General features: G+C 59.0%; 2 protein-coding genes. Both read left to right on the top strand.

What is annotated here, in order from left to right:
* Window positions 1-172 precede the first annotated feature (172 nt).
* Window positions 173-1,090 carry a LysR family transcriptional regulator gene (locus EH207_RS14800; protein ID WP_137714691.1) on the top strand — a complete coding sequence of 306 codons (918 nt, stop codon included), beginning with the start codon at window positions 173-175 and terminating at the stop codon, window positions 1,088-1,090.
* Window positions 1,091-2,298: 1,208 nt separating this feature from the next.
* Window positions 2,299-20,127, top strand: coding sequence for a BapA/Bap/LapF family large adhesin (locus EH207_RS14795; RefSeq protein WP_137714690.1), 17,829 nt, complete (start codon window positions 2,299-2,301; stop codon window positions 20,125-20,127).
* The last annotated feature ends 3 nt before the right edge of the window (window positions 20,128-20,130 follow it).

Below are 20,130 nucleotides of genomic sequence, written 5' to 3'. Positions count from 1 at the left end.
TATCCGTTTGTGTCTTGCTATTTACCGCGCTGTTGGGTGCGGGCGGACACAATCGTTGTCTGGTTGTTTGTTATCTGTACGTAACGCAGCAGTGATACTACTGATAGAATTTAAATAGTTTTAGCGATATTTTATAAAGAAAAACCATCACTTTTAGTAATGAGAGGCCGCAATGATTACATTCAAACAGATGGATGCGCTTTATTGGATAGTGACGTCAGGCAGTTTCGAGTCGGCCGCCAGTAAACTCAACATGTCCCAATCAGCGATCTCAAAGCGTATCCACGAACTGGAGGAGTCATTCAATATTGAAATTTTCGACAGAAGCAGTCGTAGCGCCCAACTGACAGAAAAGGGACGGGAATTGCTGGATTATTGCACAGACATTATCCATCGACGTGATCAACTGCTGGAAAGGATCAGCGACAAAAAAGTGCTGATCAGCCGGTTACGTCTGGGAGTAACGGAATTGACGGCCATGACCTGGCTGCCAAGTTTGATCGAATCGATCCGAACACTGTATCCCAAAGTACGGATCGAACCTTCAATCGAATTAAGTTCGGTGTTGTACGAAAATATAAACAACGACTTATTGGATTTAATCATCGTTCCCGATATCTTTAATGATGTACGGTTAATCTCCGTGCCGCTAAAAAACGTTGAAAATGCGTGGATGTGTTCTCCTAAGCTTATTCCTCCTGGGACTGAGTTGGACTTATTGGATATCCCCGAGTATTCCTTTTTATTACAAGGATCGCATTCCGGGACCGGCCTGATTTATGAACGCTATTTTTCAAGCCGGGGCGTAACGTTTAATAAACACATCATCAGCAACAATCTACTTGCCCAAATCGGACTGGCGATTTCAGGTATCGGCATCACCTACCTTCCTGTGAAATGTTTAAACTTTCTGGTAGAACAAAAAAAACTGGGAATTATAAGATTAAAACCGGCTCCTCCTCTGGTGCGTTATTCCGTTATGTATCGAACCGACCGTACATTTGGCATTGTTCCCGCCATTGCGGAAAAAGCGGTTGAATTATGTGATTTCTCAAACTTGCAAATAGCGGTGATGGCACAAGGGTACTAGCCGGAAAACTTCCTGGCCAGGAAGCGGGTTCACAGTTAACTCGGCCCTATCCGGCGATCGTCACGTGAAATGCCTCATACAGAATGCCGGCCACCTTATTGATGACCTCTTAGCCTTGCTCTTCGGGAAAGTGGCGATTCTGTCGCGGACGCGACGCGGAGATGCAAGGAGCGGATGTTTGCTCGTGACAACGCGGACTCGTGATCGAAGAGATCGCCTTAAATGCCATACGTCACATCTGGACATAGACCTATGAGGGTATTTGGTGCGGGATTGAATCAAGGAAAACAGCATATTCATGTTGTTCGGGGAAAAGCCTTATTCTGCCAGGTAGTATCTTCTTTAATTATACAAAATCTCTGAAATTATTACCCCTCGGCGAAAGCTAATATAACGATGAATGATCCATTTTTTTAGTGGTCCAGTGAATTGAAGTGATATTTTTATGGTTTTAATCGACGAATTTTCAAAATGGGTGTGTGTACTCAGTGTGGCGTATTTTTTATTTAAATAATTCGATCGTAATTCCATTAATATGGTTAATGCTATTATAAGGGAAAGTGCTCATCATCATGATGATATTATTCAGAGGCGATTGGTTATGCGTGTTTTAGCCCCCAATTATCCGTGTGGAAAAGAGCGAATTCCGCGTTGTAAAAAATTAATCAAAGAGACGAATGCTGATAATTTTTTCTATTCACAATATCTCTCATTGATAGTAGTGATCTTGATGGCGGCTGATTCGCGTCATTGAGTCTGTGTTTTACTGCTGAAATGCAAAGAAAAATTAGTTACGGCGCCGATTTTTAGAAAATGGCGTTAAGCAAAAATTCTTTGCGCCGCCTTGCATCTCGCTTGGCGTGTGCTAAATAAAATATACAGTACGTATTTTTTTCAGGTAATCACACCCATCAATTTTCGAGGAAATAAAATATATTAATTATAGTAATAGAAGGCAAGCAACTCAGCGGTAGACAGTTTTTTACCGCTATATATTCATTCGATTTTTCTAAAAAAAACAGGGTTTTCTTATTTGTCAGGAAGCTATTTCTTAAGGTTTCTTTAGCCCGGATCGCCATTTTGAGAAATTATTAATAATAAATTAATTAGTGTGTTAACTAATATTCTAGCAGATATGCCGAACCCGTATTCAATTATTCTTTTTTAAAACCGAAGATCATCAATACTCGATGGGGAGTGAAGATTAAATGAAAACTTTCTCCATCACCGCAAAGGACAGCGGTGTCAACTCTGTGGTTAATATCTCTTCGGGAGAACTGAATTTGCCTTCTCCTTCCATTGTGAAATTGCAGGCTGGTCGGCAAGAAATTAGTGCGATGACCCGCTCTGGCGGTGATTTGGTAGTGGAATTGCACACCGGTGAAAAAGTGGTATTAAAAAGCTTTTATGTCTCTGGTGAACCAGGTGTCAGTGAATTGGTGCTGGAGGACGAGGGTGCGCTCTGGTGGATAAAGGATCCTGCAAATCAACCTCAATTTGAATCTATTTTTAGTATTGATGAGATTATGGTCGGCGCCGAAGGCGCGGCCTCCGTCGGCGGTAGTGCACTGCCGTTTGCTTTGGCCGCGGCGGGCGTCGCCGGGGTAGCGGGCGTGATTGCTGTGATGTCTGATCACAGCAGTGATGGCGAACGCGCCGCCCCGAGATCCCCCGATGTGCCGACCGTCAATATCAGTGAGGATGGCTCCACCATTAGTGGTGGAGCGGAACCAGGCCATACGGTGACCGTGATGCTGCCGGACAACACCACCCTGACGGCAACCGCGGATGGGACGGGCGTTTACAGTCTTGATGTGCAGCCTGCATTGACTAACGGCGAAGTCGTGACGGTAACCGCAACGGATTCGGCGGGGAATGTGTCGGAACCCGCTACCGCGATGGCGCCGGATACTACCGCCCCGGCCGCCCCGACTGCCGCCGTCAGCGATGACGGCCAGATGGTGAGCGGGACGGGGGAGCCGTACCATACGATGACCGTGATGCTGCCGGATAACACGGCGATGACGGCAACGGCAGATGCGTTTCGCGTTTATCACATCTTTCTGCGAAGCGCATTGACCAATGGCGAAATCGTGACGGTGACCGCAACGGATGCGGCGGGGAATGTGTCGGCGCCTGCTACCGCGATGGCGCCGGATACTACCGCGCCGGCCGCCCCGACTGCCGCCGTGAGCGATGACGGCCTGACGGTGAGCGGGACGGCGGAGCCGTACAATACGATGACCGTGATGCTGCCGGATAACACGGCGATGGCGGCAACGGCAGATGTGACTCGCGCTTACCACATCTTTCTGCGGACCGCATTAACCAATGGCGAAACCGTGACGGTAACCGCAACGGATGCGGCGGGGAATGTGTCGGCGCCCGCTACCGCGACGGCACCGGACATCACCGCGCCTGCGGCGCCAGTTGATCTGCTGGTGTCGGAAGACGGTTCATCGGTGAGCGGCACAGCCGAAGCGGGGAGTACTGTCACCATCACTGACTCTGCCGGGGTTGAACTGGGCAGCGCCACTGCCGGAGACGATGGCGGCTATACCGTGCCGCTAACGCCAGCACTGATCAACGGTGAAGCCGTGACGGTAACCGCAACGGATGCGGCGGGGAATATCTCCGCACCGGCCACGGCGACCGCACCGGACCTCACCGCGCCGGATGTGCCGAATGCTTATATCACCGAAGACGGCGCTGCGGTAAATGGTACTGCTGAAGCGGGGAGTACCGTCACGGTGACGTTGCCGGACAACAGTACGCAGACCGTTACGGCAGCGGAAATTGGCACCTGGAATATCACGCTACCGGAAGCATTAACCGCCGGAGAACAACTGATTGTCACTGCCACGGACGGAGCTGGGAATATTTCCGCCCCCGCCACCGTGACGGCCCCGGATATATCCGTACCGGACACCACTGCGCCGGCCGTACCGGAAGCGGTGGTCAGTGATAATGGTCTGACGGTAAGGGGCACCGCCGAGCCGAACAGCACGGTGACCGTCACATTGCCGGACAACACGATTCTGACGGCAACCGCGGATACATTTGGTGTTTACAGTGTCGGTCTGCCGACCGCATTGACCAACGGCGAAACCGTGATGGTGACCGCAACGGATGCGGCGGGGAATATTTCCGCACCGACCACCGTGACGGCCCCGGATACCACCGCACCCGACGCCCCGGTCGCCGTCATCAGTGATAACGGTCTGACGGTGAGCGGCAGCGCCGAGCCGAACAGCACGGTGACCGTCACATTGCCGGGCAATACCACTCTGACGGCAAGCGCGGGCACGTCCGGCGTGTACAGCATCAATCTGCCGACCGCGTTGACCAACGGCGAAACCGTGATGGTGACTGCAACGGATGCGGCGGGGAATATCTCCGCCCCCGCCACCGTGACGGCCCCGGATACCACCGTACCTGCGGCGCCAGCCGATCTGCTGGTGGCGGAAGACGGTTCATCGGTGAGCGGCACAGCCGAAGCGGGGAGTACTGTCACCATCACTGACTCTGCCGGGGCTGAACTGGGCAGCGCCACTGCCGGAGACGATGGCAGTTTTACCGTGCCGCTGACGCCAGCGCTGACCAATGGCGAGGCGATAACGGCCGTCGCCAGCGATGCGGCAGGGAATATCTCTGTTTCAGTTACTGTCACCGCCCCGGATATCACCGCGCCGGATGTGCCGAATGCTTATATCACCGAAGATGGCGCTGCGATAAATGGTACAGCCGAAGTGGGGAGTACCGTCACGGTGACGTTGCCGGACAACAGTACGCAGACCGTTACGGCAGCGGAAAATGGCACCTGGAATATCACGCTGCCGGAAGCATTAACCGCCGGAGAACAACTGATAGTCACTGCCACGGACGGAGCTGGGAATATTTCCGCCCCCGCCACCGTGACGGCCCCGGATATATCCTTACCGGACACCACTGCGCCGGACGTACCGGAAGCGGTGGTCAGTGATAATGGTCTGGCGGTAAGGGGCACCGCCGAGCCGAACAGCACGGTGACCGTCACATTGCCGGACAACACGATTCTGACGGCAACCGCGGATACATTTGGTGTTTACAGTGTCGGTCTGCCGACCGCATTGACCAACGGCGAAACCGTGATGGTGACCGCAACGGATGCGGCGGGGAATATTTCCGCACCGACCACCGTGACGGCCCCGGATACCACCGTACCTGCGGCGCCAGCCGATCTGCTGGTGGCGGAAGACGGTTCATCGGTGAGCGGCACAGCCGAAGCGGGGAGTACTGTCACCATCACTGACTCTGCCGGGGCTGAACTGGGCAGCGCCACTGCCGGAGACGATGGCAGTTTTACCGTGCCGCTGACGCCAGCGCTGACCAATGGCGAGGCGATAACGGCCGTCGCCAGCGATGCGGCAGGGAATATCTCTGTTTCAGTTACTGTCACCGCCCCGGATATCACCGCGCCGGATGTGCCGAATGCTTATATCACCGAAGACGGCGCTGCGGTAAATGGTACTGCTGAAGCGGGGAGTACCGTCACGGTGACGTTGCCGGACAACAGTACGCAGACCGTTACGGCAGCGGAAATTGGCACCTGGAATATCACGCTACCGGAAGCATTAACCGCCGGAGAACAACTGATTGTCACTGCCACGGACGGAGCTGGGAATACTTCTGCTGCGGCCACGGTCACCGCGCCGGACACCACCGCGCCTGTGGCGCCAGCCGATCTGCTGGTGGCGGAAGACGGTTCATCCGTCAGTGGTACTGCCGAAGCAGGCAGTACCGTCACCATCACCAACTCTACCGGGACTGAACTGGGTAGCGTCACTGCCGGAGACGATGGCGGTTTTACCGTGCCGCTGACGCCAGCACTGACCAATGGCGAGGCGATAATGGTCGTCGCCAGAGATGTCGCAGGGAATGCTTCAGCTGCGGCCACGGTCACCGCGCCGGATATCACCGCACCCGTGGCGCCAGCCGATCTGCTGGTGGCGGAAGACGGTTCATCCGTCAGTGGTACTGCCGAAGCGGGGAGTACCGTCACCATCACCAACTCTAACGGGACTGAACTAGGTAGCGTCACTGCCGGAGACGATGGCGGTTTTACCGTGGCATTAACGCCAGCGTTAACCAACGGTGAAGTGATCACCGTTATCGCCAGCGATACGGCGGGGAATGCTTCTGCTGCGGTATCGGTCACCGCCCCGGATATCACCGCGCCGGATGTGCCGAATGCTTATATCACCGAAGATGGCGCTGCGATAAATGGTACAGCCGAAGTGGGCAGTACTGTCACGGTGACGTTGCCGGACAACAGTACGCAGACCGTTACGGCAGCGGAAAATGGCACCTGGAATATCACGCTGCCGGAAGCATTAACCGCCGGAGAACAACTGATAGTCACTGCCACGGACGGAACTGGGAATACTTCTGCTGCGGCCACGGTCACCGCGCCGGACACCACCGCGCCTGTGGCGCCAGCCGATCTGCTGGTGGCGGAAGACGGTTCATCGGTGAGTGGTACTGCCGAAGCGGGGAGTACCGTTACCATCACCGATGCCGCCGGGACTGAACTGGGCGGCGTGACGGTGGGTGACGATGGCGGTTTTACCGTGCCGTTGACGCCCGCGTTAACCAACGGCGAGGCGATAATGGTCGTCGCCAGAGATGTCGCAGGGAATGCTTCAGCTGCGGCCACGGTCACCGCGCCGGATATCACCGCACCCGTGGCGCCAGCCGATCTGCTGGTGGCGGAAGACGGTTCATCCGTCAGTGGTACTGCCGAAGCGGGGAGTATTGTCGTCATCACCAGCTCTGCCGGGACTGAACTGGGCAGCGTCACTGCCGGAGACAATGGCGGCTTTACCGTGCCGCTGACGCCAGCGCTGACCAATGGCGAGGCGATAACGGCCGTCGTCAGCGATGCGGCAGGGAATATCTCTGTTTCAGTTACTGTCACCGCCCCGGATATCACCGCGCCGGATGTGCCGAATGCTTATATCACCGAAGATGGCGCTGCGATAAATGGTACAGCCGAAGTGGGGAGTACTGTCACGGTGACGTTGCCGGACAACAGTACGCAGACCGTTACGGCAGCGGAAAATGGCACCTGGAATATCACGCTGCCGGAAGCATTAACCGCCGGAGAACAACTGATAGTCACTGCCACGGACGGAGCTGGGAATACTTCTGCCCCCGCCACCGTGACTGCCCCGGATATATCCGTACCGGACACCACTGCGCCGACTGCCCCGGTCGCCGTCATCAGTGAGGACGGTCTGACATTGAGCGGTAGCGCCGAGCCGAACAGCACGGTGACCGTCACATTGCCGGGCAATACCACTTTGACGGCAAGCGCGGGCACGTCCGGCGTGTACAGCATCAATCTGCCGACCGCATTGACCAACGGCGAAACCGTGACGGTGACCGCAACGGATGCGTCGGGGAATATTTCCGCACCCGCTACCGTGACGGCCCCGGACACCACCGCACCCGCGGCGCCTGCCGATCTGCTGGTGGCGGAAGACGGTTCATCCGTCAGTGGTACTGCCGAAGCAGGCAGTACCGTCACCATCACCAACTCTACCGGGACTGAACTAGGTAGCGTCACTGCCGGAGACGATGGCGGTTTTACCGTGCCGCTAACGCCAGCACTGACCAATGGCGAGGTGATAATGGCCATCGCCAGCGATGTAGCGGGGAATACTTCTGCTGCGGCAACGGTCACCGCGCCGGATATCACCGCACCCGTGGCGCCAGCCGATCTGCTGGTGGCGGAAGACGGTTCATCGGTGAGCGGCACAGCCGAAGCGGGGAGTATTGTCGTCATCACTGATGCCGCCGGGACTGAACTGGGCAGCGTAGCGGTTGGGAACGATGGCAGTTTTACCGTGCCGCTGACGCTCGCGCTGACCAATGGCGAGGCGATAACGGTCGTCGCCAGTGATGTAGCGGGGAATGCTTCTGCTGCGGTAACGGTCACCGCGCCGGACACCACCGCACCTGTGGCGCCAGCCGATCTGCTGGTGGCGGAAGACGGTTCATCGGTGAGTGGTACTGCCGAAGCGGGGAGTACCATCACCATCACCAACCCTGCCGGGACTGAACTGGGCAGCGCCACTGCCGGAGACAATGGAAGTTTTACAGTGCCGCTGACGCCCGCGTTAACCAACGGCGAGGCGATAACGGCCATCGCCAGCGATGCGGCGGGGAATGCTTCAACTGCGGCAACGGTCACCGCGCCGGATATCACCGTACCTGTGGCGCCTTCTGATCTGCTGGTGGCGGAAGACGGTTCATCGGTAAGCGGTACTGCCGAAGCGGGGAGTACCGTCACCATCACTGATGCTGCCGGGACTGAACTGGGCAGCGCCACTGCCGGAGACAATGGAAGTTTTACCGTGCCGCTGACGCCCGCGTTAACCAACGGCGAGGCGATAACGGCCATCGCCAGCGATACGGCAGGGAATGCTTCAACTGCGGCAACGGTCACCGCGCCGGATATCACCGCCCCAACTACCCCGGTCGCCGCCATCAGTGATAACGGTCTGACGGTAAGCGGCAGCGCTGAGCCAAACAGCACGGTGACCGTGACATTGCCGGGCAACATCACTCTGACGGCAACCGCGGATACGTCCGGCGTGTACAGTGTCGGTCTGCCGACGGCGTTGATCAATGGTGAAACCGTGATGGTGACCGCAACGGATGCGGCGGGGAATGTGTCGGCGCCCGCTACCGCGACGGCGCCGGACACCACCGCGCCTGCGGCGCCAGTTGATCTGCTGGTGGCGGAAGACGGTTCATCGGTGAGTGGTACTGCCGAAGCGGGGAGTACCATCGTCATCACTGATGCCGCCGGGACTGAACTGGGCAGCGTAGCGGTTGGGAACGATGGCAGTTTTACCGTGCCGCTGACGCCAGCGCTGACCAACGGCGAGGCGATAACGGCCATCGCCAACGATGCGGCAGGGAATATTTCTGTACCGGCCACGGCGACAGCGCCGGATATCACCGCGCCGACTGCCCCGGTCGCCGTCATCAGTGAGGAAGGTCTGACGGTGAGCGGCAGCGCCGAGCCGAACAGCACGGTGACCGTCACATTGCCGGGCAACACGATTCTGACGGCAACCGCGGATACGTCCGGCGTGTACAGTGTCGGTCTGCCGACGGCGTTGATCAATGGTGAAACCGTGACGGTAACCGCAACGGATGCGGCGGGGAATGCTTCTGCTGCGGTAACGGTCACCGCGCCGGATATCACCGCACCCGTGGCGCCAGCCGATCTGCTGGTGGCGGAAGACGGTTCATCGGTAAGCGGTACTGCCGAAGCGGGGAGTACCGTCACCATCACCAACTCTACCGGGACTGAACTAGGCAGCGCCACTGCCGGAGACAATGGCAGCTTTACCGTGGCATTAACGCCAGTGTTAACCAACGGTGAAGTGATCACCGTTATCGCCAGCGATACGGCGGGGAATGCTTCTGCTGCGGTAACGGTCACCGCGCCGGATATCACCGCGCCGGATGTGCCGAATGCTTATATCACCGAAGATGGCGCTGCGATAAATGGTACAGCCGAAGTGGGCAGTACTGTCACGGTGACGTTGCCGGACAACAGTACGCAGACCGTTACGGCTGCGGAAAATGGCACCTGGAATATCACGCTGCCGGAAGCATTAACCGCCGGAGAACGACTGATAGTCACTGCCACGGACGGAGCTGGGAATACTTCTGCCCCCGCCACCGTGACTGCCCCGGATATATCCGTACCGGACACCACTGCGCCGGACGTACCGGAAGCGGTGGTCAGTGATAATGGTCTGACGGTAAGCGGCACCGCCGAGCCGAACAGCACGGTGACCGTCACATTGCCGGACAACACGATTCTGACGGCAACCGCGGATACATTTGGTGTTTACAGTGTCGGTCTGCCGACCGCATTGACCAACGGCGAAACCGTGATGGTGACCGCAACGGATGCGGCGGGGAATGTGTCGGCGCCCGCTACCGCGATGGCGCCGGACATTACCGCGCCTGCGGCGCCAGTTGATCTGCTGGTGGCGGAAGACGGTTCATCGGTGAGTGGTACTGCCGAAGCGGGGAGTACCATCGTCATCACTGATGCCGCCGGGACTGAACTGGGCAGCGTAGCGGTTGGGAACGATGGCAGTTTTACCGTGCCGTTGACGCCCGCGCTGACCAATGGCGAGGCGATAACGGTCGTCGCCAGTGATGCGGCAGGGAATGCTTCTGCTGCGGTAACGGTCACCGCGCCGGATATCACTGTACCTGTGGCGCCTTCTAATCTGCTGGTGGCGGAAGACGGTTCATCGGTGAGTGGTACTGCCGAAGCAGGGAGTACCGTTACCATCACCGATGCCGCCGGGACTGAACTGGGCGGCGTGACGGTGGGTGACGATGGCGGTTTTACCGTGCCGTTGACGCCTGCGTTAACCAACGGCGAGACGATAACGGCCATCGCCAGCGATGCGGCAGGGAATATCTCTGTTTCAGTTACTGTCACCGCCCCGGATATCACCGCGCCGGATGTGCCGAATGCTTATATCACCGAAGATGGCGCTGCGATAAATGGTACAGCCGAAGTGGGGAGTACTGTCACGGTGACGTTGCCGGACAACAGTACGCAGACCGTTACGGCAGCGGAAAATGGCACCTGGAATATCACGCTGCCGGAAGCATTAACCGCCGGAGAACAACTGATAGTCACTGCCACGGACGGAACTGGGAATACTTCTGCTGCGGCCACGGTCACCGCGCCGGACACCACCGCGCCTGTGGCGCCAGCCGATCTGCTGGTGGCGGAAGACGGTTCATCCGTCAGTGGTACTGCCGAAGCAGGCAGTACCGTCACCATCACCAACTCTACCGGGACTGAACTGGGTAGCGTCACTGCCGGAGACGATGGCGGTTTTACCGTGCCGCTGACGCCAGCACTGACCAATGGCGAGGTGATAACGGCCATCGCCAGCGATACGGCGGGGAATGCTTCTGCTGCGGTATCGGTCACCGCGCCGGATATCACCGTACCTGTGGCGCCAGCCGATCTGCTGGTGGCGGAAGACGGTTCATCGGTGAGTGGTACTGCCGAAGCGGGGAGTACCGTTACCATCACCGATGCCGCCGGGACTGAACTGGGCGGCGTGACGGTGGGTGACGATGGCGGTTTTACCGTGCCGCTGACGCCAGCACTGACCAATGGCGAGGTGATAACGGCCATCGCCAGCGATGTAGCGGGGAATATTTCTGTACCGGCCACGGCGACAGCGCCGGATATCACCGCGCCGACTGCCCCGGTCGCCGTCATCAGTGAGGACGGTCTGACGGTGAGCGGCAGCGCTGAGCCAAACAGCACGGTGACCGTGACATTGCCGGGCAACACGATTCTGACGGCAACCGCGGATACGTCCGGCGTGTACAGCATCAGTCTGCCGACCGCGCTGACCAACGGCGAAGCTTTGACGGTGACTGCAACGGATGCAGCGGGGAATATTTCTGCACCGACCACGGCAACTGCACTTGACACCACCGCTCCAACTGCCCCGGTCGCCGCCATCAGTGATAACGGTCTGACGGTAAGCGGCAGCGCCGAGCCAAACAGCACGGTGACCGTCACATTGCCGGGCAATACCACTCTGACGGCAACCGCGGATACGTCCGGCGTGTACAGTGTCGGTCTGCCGACCGCGTTGACCAATGGTGAAGCCGTGACGGTGACCGCAACGGATGCGGCGGGGAATGTGTCGGCGCCAGCTACCGCGACGGCCCCGGATATCACCGCGCCTGCGGCGCCAGTTGATCTGCTGGTGGCGGAAGACGGTTCATCGGTAAGCGGTACTGCCGAAGCGGGGAGTACCGTTACCATCACCGATGCCGCCGGGACTGAACTGGGCAGCGCCACTGCCGGAGACAATGGCAGCTTTACCGTGCCGCTGACGCCAGTGTTAACCAACGGTGAAGTGATCACCGTTATCGCCAGCGATACGGCGGGGAATGCTTCTGCTGCGGCCACGGTCACCGCGCCGGACACCACCGCACCTGTGGCGCCAGCCGATCTGCTGGTGGCGGAAGACGGTTCATCCGTCAGTGGTACTGCCGAAGCGGGGAGTACCGTTACCATCACCGATGCCGCCGGGACTGAACTGGGCAGCGCCACTGCCGGAGACAATGGCAGCTTTACCGTGGCATTAACGCCAGTGTTAACCAACGGTGAAGTGATCACCGTTATCGCCAGCGATACGGCGGGGAATATTTCTGTACCGGCCACGGCGACAGCGCCGGATATCACCGCGCCGGATGCCCCGGTCGCCGCCATCAGTGATAACGGTCTGACGGTAAGCGGCAGCGCCGAGCCGAACAGCACGGTGACCGTCACATTGCCGGGCAACACGATTCTGACGGCAAGCGCGGATACGTCCGGCGTGTACAGTGTCGGTCTGCCGACGGCGTTGATCAATGGTGAAACCGTGACGGTAACCGCAACGGATGTCGCGGGGAATGCTTCTGCTGCGGCAACGGTCACCGCGCCGGATATCACCGCCCCAACTACCCCGGTCGCCGCCATCAGTGATAACGGTCTGACGGTAAGCGGCAGCGCCGAGCCAAACAGCATGGTGACCGTGACATTGCCGGGCAATGCCACTCTGACGACAACCGCGGATACGTCCGGCGTGTACAGCATCAATCTGCCGACCGCGTTGATCAACGGCGAAGCTTTGACGGTAACCGCAACGGATGTCGCGGGGAATGCTTCTGCTGCGGTAACGGTCACCGCGCCGGACACCACCGCACCCGTGGCGCCAGCCGATCTGCTGGTGGCGGAAGACGGTTCATCCGTCAGTGGTACTGCCGAAGCGGGGAGTATTGTCGTCATCACCAGCTCTGCCGGGACTGAACTGGGCAGCGTCACTGCCGGAGACAATGGCGGCTTTACCGTGCCGCTGACGCCAGCGCTGACCAACGGCGAGGCGATAACGGCCGTCGCCAGCGATGCGGCAGGGAATACTTCTGTTTCAGTTACTGTCACCGCGCCGGATATCACCGCCCCGACTACCCCGGTCGCCGCCATCAGTGATAACGGTCTGACGGTAAGCGGCAGCGCCGAGCCGAACAGCACGGTGACCGTCACATTGCCGGGCAATACCACTCTGACGGCAACCGCGGATACGTCCGGCGTGTACAGTGTCGGTCTGCCGACCGCGTTGACCAATGGTGAAGCCGTGACGGTGACCGCAACGGATGTCGCGGGGAATGCTTCTGCTGCGGCAACGGTCACCGCGCCGGATATCACTGCCCCGACTACCCCGGTCGCCGCCATCAGTGATAACGGTCTGACGGTAAGCGGCAGCGCCGAGCCGAACAGCACGGTGACCGTGACATTGCCGGGCAATACCACTTTGACGGCAACCGCGGATACATCCGGCGTGTACAGCATCAATCTGCCGACGGCGTTGATCAACGGTGAAGCCGTGACGGTGACCGCAACGGATGCGGCGGGGAATGTGTCGGCGCCCGCTACCGCGACGGCGCCGGATATCACCGCGCCTGCGGCGCCAGTTGATCTGCTGGTGGCGGAAGACGGTTCATCGGTGAGTGGTACTGCCGAAGCGGGGAGTACCGTCACCATCACCAACTCTACCGGAACTGAACTGGGCAGCGCCACTGCCGGAGACAATGGCAGCTTTACCGTGGCATTAACGCCAGTGTTAACCAACGGTGAAGTGATCACCGTTATCGCCAGCGATACGGCGGGGAATGCTTCTGCTGCGGCCACGGTCACCGCGCCGGATATCACCGCCCCAACTACCCCGGTCGCCGCCATCAGTGATAACGGTCTGACGGTAAGCGGCAGCGCCGAGCCAAACAGCACGGTGACCGTCACATTGCCGGGCAACACGATTCTGACGGCAACCGCGGATACGTCCGGCGTGTACAGCATCAATCTGCCGACCGCGTTGATCAACGGCGAAGCTTTGACGGTAACCGCAACGGATGTAGCGGGGAATGCTTCTGTTGCGGTAACGGTCACCGCGCCGGATATCACCGCCCCGACTACCCCGGTCGCCGCCATCAGTGATAACGGTCTGACGGTAAGCGGCAGCGCCGAGCCAAACAGCACGGTGACCGTCACATTGCCGGGCAATACCACTTTGACGGCAACCGCGTATACATCCGGCGTGTACAGCATCAATCTGCCGACCGCGTTGATCAACGGCGAAGCTTTGACGGTAACCGCAACGGATGTGGCGGGGAATGCTTCTGCTGCGGCAACGGTCACCGCGCCGGATATCACCGCCCCAACTACCCCGGTCGCCGCCATCAGTGATAACGGCCTGACGGTGAGCGGCAGCGCCGAGCCAAACAGCACGGTGACCGTCACATTGCCGGGCAATACCACTCTGACGGCAAGCGCGGATACGTCCGGCGTGTACAGTGTCGGTCTGCCGACCGCGTTGACCAATGGTGAAGCCGTGACGGTGACCGCAACGGATGCAGCGGGGAATGTGTCGGCACCCGCTACCGCGACGGCGCCGGATATCACCGCGCCTGCGGCGCCAGTTGATCTGCTGGTGGCGGAAGACGGTTCATCGGTGAGTGGTACTGCCGAAGCGGGGAGTACCGTTACCATCACCGATGCCGCCGGGACTGAACTGGGCAGCGCCACTGCCGGAGACAATGGCAGCTTTACCGTGGCATTAACGCCAGTGTTAACCAACGGTGAAGTGATCACCGTTATCGCCAGCGATACGGCGGGGAATGCTTCTGCTGCGGCCACGGTCACCGCGCCGGACACCACCGCACCTGTGGCGCCAGCCGATCTGCTGGTGGCGGAAGACGGTTCATCCGTCAGTGGTACTGCCGAAGCGGGGAGTATTGTCGTCATCACCAGCTCTGCCGGGACTGAACTGGGCAGCGCCACTGCCGGAGACAATGGCAGCTTTACCGTGGCATTAACGCCAGTGTTAACCAACGGTGAAGTGATCACCGTTATCGCCAGCGATACGGCGGGGAATGCTTCTGCTGCGGTAACGGTCACCGCGCCGGATATCACCGCACCCGACGTCCCGGTCGCCGCCATCAGTGATAACGGTCTGACGGTAAGCGGCAGCGCCGAGCCAAACAGCACGGTGACCGCCACATTGCCGGGCAATACCACTCTGACGGCAACCGCGGATACATCCGGCGTGTACAGCATCAATCTGCCGACCGCGTTGATCAACGGCGAAGCTTTGACGGTAACCGCAACGGATGTCGCGGGGAATGCTTCTGCTGCGGTAACGGTCACCGCGCCGGATATCACCGCCCCAACTACCCCGGTCGCCGCCATCAGTGATAACGGTCTGACGGTAAGCGGCAGCGCCGAGCCAAACAGCACGGTGACCGTCACATTGCCGGGCAATACCACTCTGACGGCAACCGCGGATACGTCCGGCGTGTACAGTGTCGGTCTGCCGACCGCGTTGACCAATGGTGAAGCCGTGACGGTGACCGCAACGGATGCAGCGGGGAATGTGTCGGCGCCCGCTACCGCGACGGCGCCGGATATCACCGCGCCTGCGGCGCCAGTTGATCTGCTGGTGGCGGAAGACGGTTCATCGGTGAGTGGTACTGCCGAAGCGGGGAGTACCGTTACCATCACCGATGCCGCCGGGACTGAACTGGGCAGCGCCACTGCCGGAGACAATGGCAGCTTTACCGTGGCATTAACGCCAGTGTTAACCAACGGTGAAGTGATCACCGTTATCGCCAGCGATACGGCGGGGAATGCTTCTGCTGCGGTATCGGTCACCGCGCCGGATATCACTGTACCTGTGGCGCCTTCTGATCTGCTGGTGGCGGAGGACGGTTCATCGGTGAGTGGTACTGCCGAAGCGGGGAGTACCGTTACCATCACCGATGCCGCCGGAACTGAACTGGGCAGCGCCACTGCCGGAGACAATGGCAGCTTTACCGTGGCATTAACGCCAGTGTTAACCAACGGTGAAGTGATCACCGTTATCGCCAGCGATACGGCGGGGAATGCTTCTGCTGCGGCCACGGTCACCGCGCCGGACACCACCGCACCTGTGGCGCCAGCCGATCTGCTGGTGGCGGAAGACGGTTCATCCGTCAGTGGTACTGCCGAAGCGGGGAGTATTGTCGTCATCACCAGCTCTGCCGGGACTGAACTGGGCAGCGTCACTGCCGGAGACAATGGCGGCTTTACCGTGCCGCTGACGCCAGCGCTGACCAATGGCGAGGCGATAACGGCCGTCGCCAGCGATGCGGCAGGGAATACTTCTGCTGCGGCAACGGTCACCGCGCCGGATATCACCGCCCCAACTACCCCGGTCGCCGCCATCAGTGATAACGGTCTGACGGTAAGCGGCAGCGCCGAGCCAAACAGCACGGTGACCGTCACATTGCCGGGCAATACCACTTTGACGGCAACCGCGGATACATCCGGCGTGTACAGCATCAATCTGCCGACCGCGTTGATCAACGGCGAAGCTTTGACGGTAACCGCAACGGATGTGGCGGGGAATGCTTCTGCTGCGGCAACGGTCACCGCGCCGGATATCACCGCCCCAACTACCCCGGTCGCCGCCATCAGTGATAACGGTCTGACGGTAAGCGGCAGCGCCGAGCCAAACAGCACGGTGACCGTCACATTGCCGGGCAATACCACTCTGACGGCAACCGCGGATACGTCCGGCGTGTACAGTGTCGGTCTGCCGACCGCGTTGACCAATGGTGAAGCCGTGACGGTGACCGCAACGGATGCGGCGGGGAATATTTCCGCACCGGCCACGGCGACAGCACTTGACACCACCGCGCCTGTGGCGCCAGCCGATCTGCTGGCGGCGCCAGACGGTTCATCGGTGAGTGGTAAAGCCGAAGCGGGGAGTACCGTTATCATCACCGATGCCGCCGGGACTGAACTGGGCAACGTGACGGTGGGTGACAATGGCAGTTTTACCGTGCCGCTGACGCCAGCGCTAATTAACGGCGAGGTGTTAACGGCCGTCGCCAGCGATGCGGCGGGTAACAGCAGCGTTTCGGCTACGATCACTTTACCTGACATTACCGCGCCGGACGCGCCGACCGCCACTATCAGCGACGATGGCGGCAGTATCAGCGGGGTGGCTGAAGGTGGCAGCAGTGTGGCTATCACGTTGGCGGACGGTACGGTCGCCAGCGTACAGGCGGATGCGGACGGTAACTACATCTACACCTTCCCGTATGCGCAAGCCAACGGCGAGCTGTTGTCGGTTACGGCCACCGATGCGGCGGGGAATGTCTCGGCAGCGATAAGTGTTACCGCGCCGGTGTTGGTGTTGGCGGCGAACGACAACGAGGTGTTATTGGCTTTGACCAGCGATGCGGCAGTCACCAGCGAATCGTACAGTGACTGGGGATTGTTGGTCGTGGGGGCGTTGGGCAATATCGCATCATTGCTGGGGGATGACAACGCGCAGGTTACCTTCACGATTGATGACGGCGCCACGGCGGATGTGGTGCTGGAGGCCAATGCCACCGGCGGGGTGCTGTCGCTGCTTAACACGATGGGCGTCATGGTGCAGCAATATAGCGCGGATACCGATGCCTGGAGCACGGTGATCGATACGTCGAACTCGCAGTGGGCCGGCCTGCTGACCATCGGCAATAACGGCGTTACGCTGAACCTTGAGAATTTAGGTGAAGGCACTTACCGCGTGCTGGCTTATAACACCACTTTGCTGGCGGTTGGCTCCTACATCAGCGTGGCGGCGGAGGTTATCCAGACCGCCGCAGGCGTGGTAAGCGGGGAAACCCGCTACACCGGTAACCTCATTACGGATGACGACCCTGCCCATGGTACGGATATCGCGCCGGCCGGTACGGTGGTGACGCAGGTCACAAACAGTGCGGGGGAGGTGGTTTCTGTCACGGCGGATGGCACCATTGTCCAGGGAGAATACGGCACGCTGACCATCAATCTGGATGGCAGTTATACCTACACGCTGACTAACACTTCCACGGCGGTGCTAGGCCAAACAGAAAGCTTTACTTATACGTTAACCGGGAATGGCGCAACGGTCGCGGCTGATTTGTTGGTATCGCTGGGGACGGAAATCAATGCGCCCGGTAATGTGATTGCCGTGGATGACTCGGCTTCCATTACCTTTGAAACCACGGTGGATGCGATCGATAACGGCAGTGGGTCGCAAGGCGGTTACACCGTGCTGAACATTGGACTGGGCAGTGTGCTGGATGTCGGCGTGTTGGACGATCTCACCAACCCGATCATTTTTGATGTGGAAGAGGGCGCAACCCGGACGATGACGGTTCAGGCGTCAGTGGGCGGTGTATCTGTGTTGTCCGGCTTTGATCTCTATATCTACAAATTTAATGACGCTACCCAGCAGTATGATCAGTACCGCACGGTGGAAGGCTGGCTGACCGTCCCATTGCTGGGTGGCTCATCCGATGAACTGACGCTGACGCTGACAGACGGTGAGTACCTGTTCCTGCTGGATACCGCTTACGGTATCAGTGTGCTGACGGGGTACACACTGAATATCCTGGAAGATCATGTTTATACCGTGGAAACGGTCAGCGCCAGCACCTCCGGCAACGTGATGGAAGATGACACCGCGCCTGTGGGATCGTCGATCGGCTCAGTGAACGGGATAGAGGTCGCCGCCGAGGGCAGCACCAGCGTTACCGGCGCGTACGGCGTGTTGAGCATCGACGCGCTGGGCAACTACACCTATACGCTAAACGCCGGTGTGGGCGCGGATAGCATTACCGCCCCGGACAGCTTCGTGTATACGGTGACGGCGCCGGATGGCGAATCCGACAATGGCACCCTGAACATCGCTCTGGTTTCCCGCCCGTTGATCGCGGTGGACGACAGCGTCACCCTGCCTGCGACAATGGTGCAGCAAGAGACGGATTACAGCGACAGCGATGCGGGCTCCGTCACCTGGAGCTCCAGACTTCTTAGTTCTACCTCAGCGAGCGCCAGCGGTATGGTTACGGTGGCGGAGCAGACGGCGGTGAAAGACGCCGTCATCACCTTTAATGTGGATTCATTACTCAGCTTGAGCAATCTGAGTATTAGCTGGACATTGCTGAGCAGCGACCGAACACAACTGGCATCGGGTACGGTGGCCAGCGGTACCTTGCTTGGCGGCAGCGCGACCGCCTCGCTGGGGAGTCTGGAACTTGCGGCTGGCGACTACACCTTAAACTTTACCGGTTCCATCGGCGCGTTAGCCGTGGGAGGGATTACGGTGAGCGCCGAAGTGACAGGCACCAAGGTGCTTCTGGGTGATTTCCAGACCGAAACCGCCACCGTTGCGGGGAATATCTTTGATGGCAGCGGTTCGGAAGAGAACGCTGCCGACCAACTCGTTTCCGTGGATACCACGCTTTCCATTACCGATGTCAATGGCAATGTCACTACGCTGGACTCCACCCTCACCAGCGACGCGACGGCGACGGTGCAGGGTAAATATGGCGTGTTGACGCTCAATATCGACGGCGGGTACAGCTATACTCTGAACAGCGATGTGGCGCTCACCGCCATTACCCAGAAAGAAACCTTCAATTACACCCTGAACGCCGCGGACGGGGAAACCGCCAGCTCTACGCTGACCATTGACTTGGCGCTGCAACTGAACGGCGGCAGCCATAGCGACATCACCATCAGTTCGGCTTATGACGACACTTTTACACTCGGCGGCGGCAGCGACTCATTAATTTTCAACCTGCTGGATACAGCGGACGCAACGGGAGGCAACGGCAGCGATACCTGGACGGACTTCTCGCTGGCGGATGGTGATCGGATTGATATCAGCTCGTTACTGCAAGGCTGGGACGCTGGAACCAGCGATGCCGGCGACTGGCTTTCCGTGGAAACCATTGATGGCAACACGGTGATCGCCCTCGACCGTGACGGCCAGGGTACGGCGTTCAACTCCGCACAATTGGTCATGTTGCAGGGAGCACGCGTTACGCTGGATGAATTGCTGGAACATGATTCCATTATTGTCTGACAC

This window comes from Brenneria rubrifaciens, from assembly GCF_005484945.1.
Lineage (GTDB): Bacteria > Pseudomonadota > Gammaproteobacteria > Enterobacterales > Enterobacteriaceae > Brenneria > Brenneria rubrifaciens.
The sequence above is the reverse complement of the archived record's forward strand: the minus strand, read 5'-3'. Positions and strand labels throughout refer to the sequence as shown.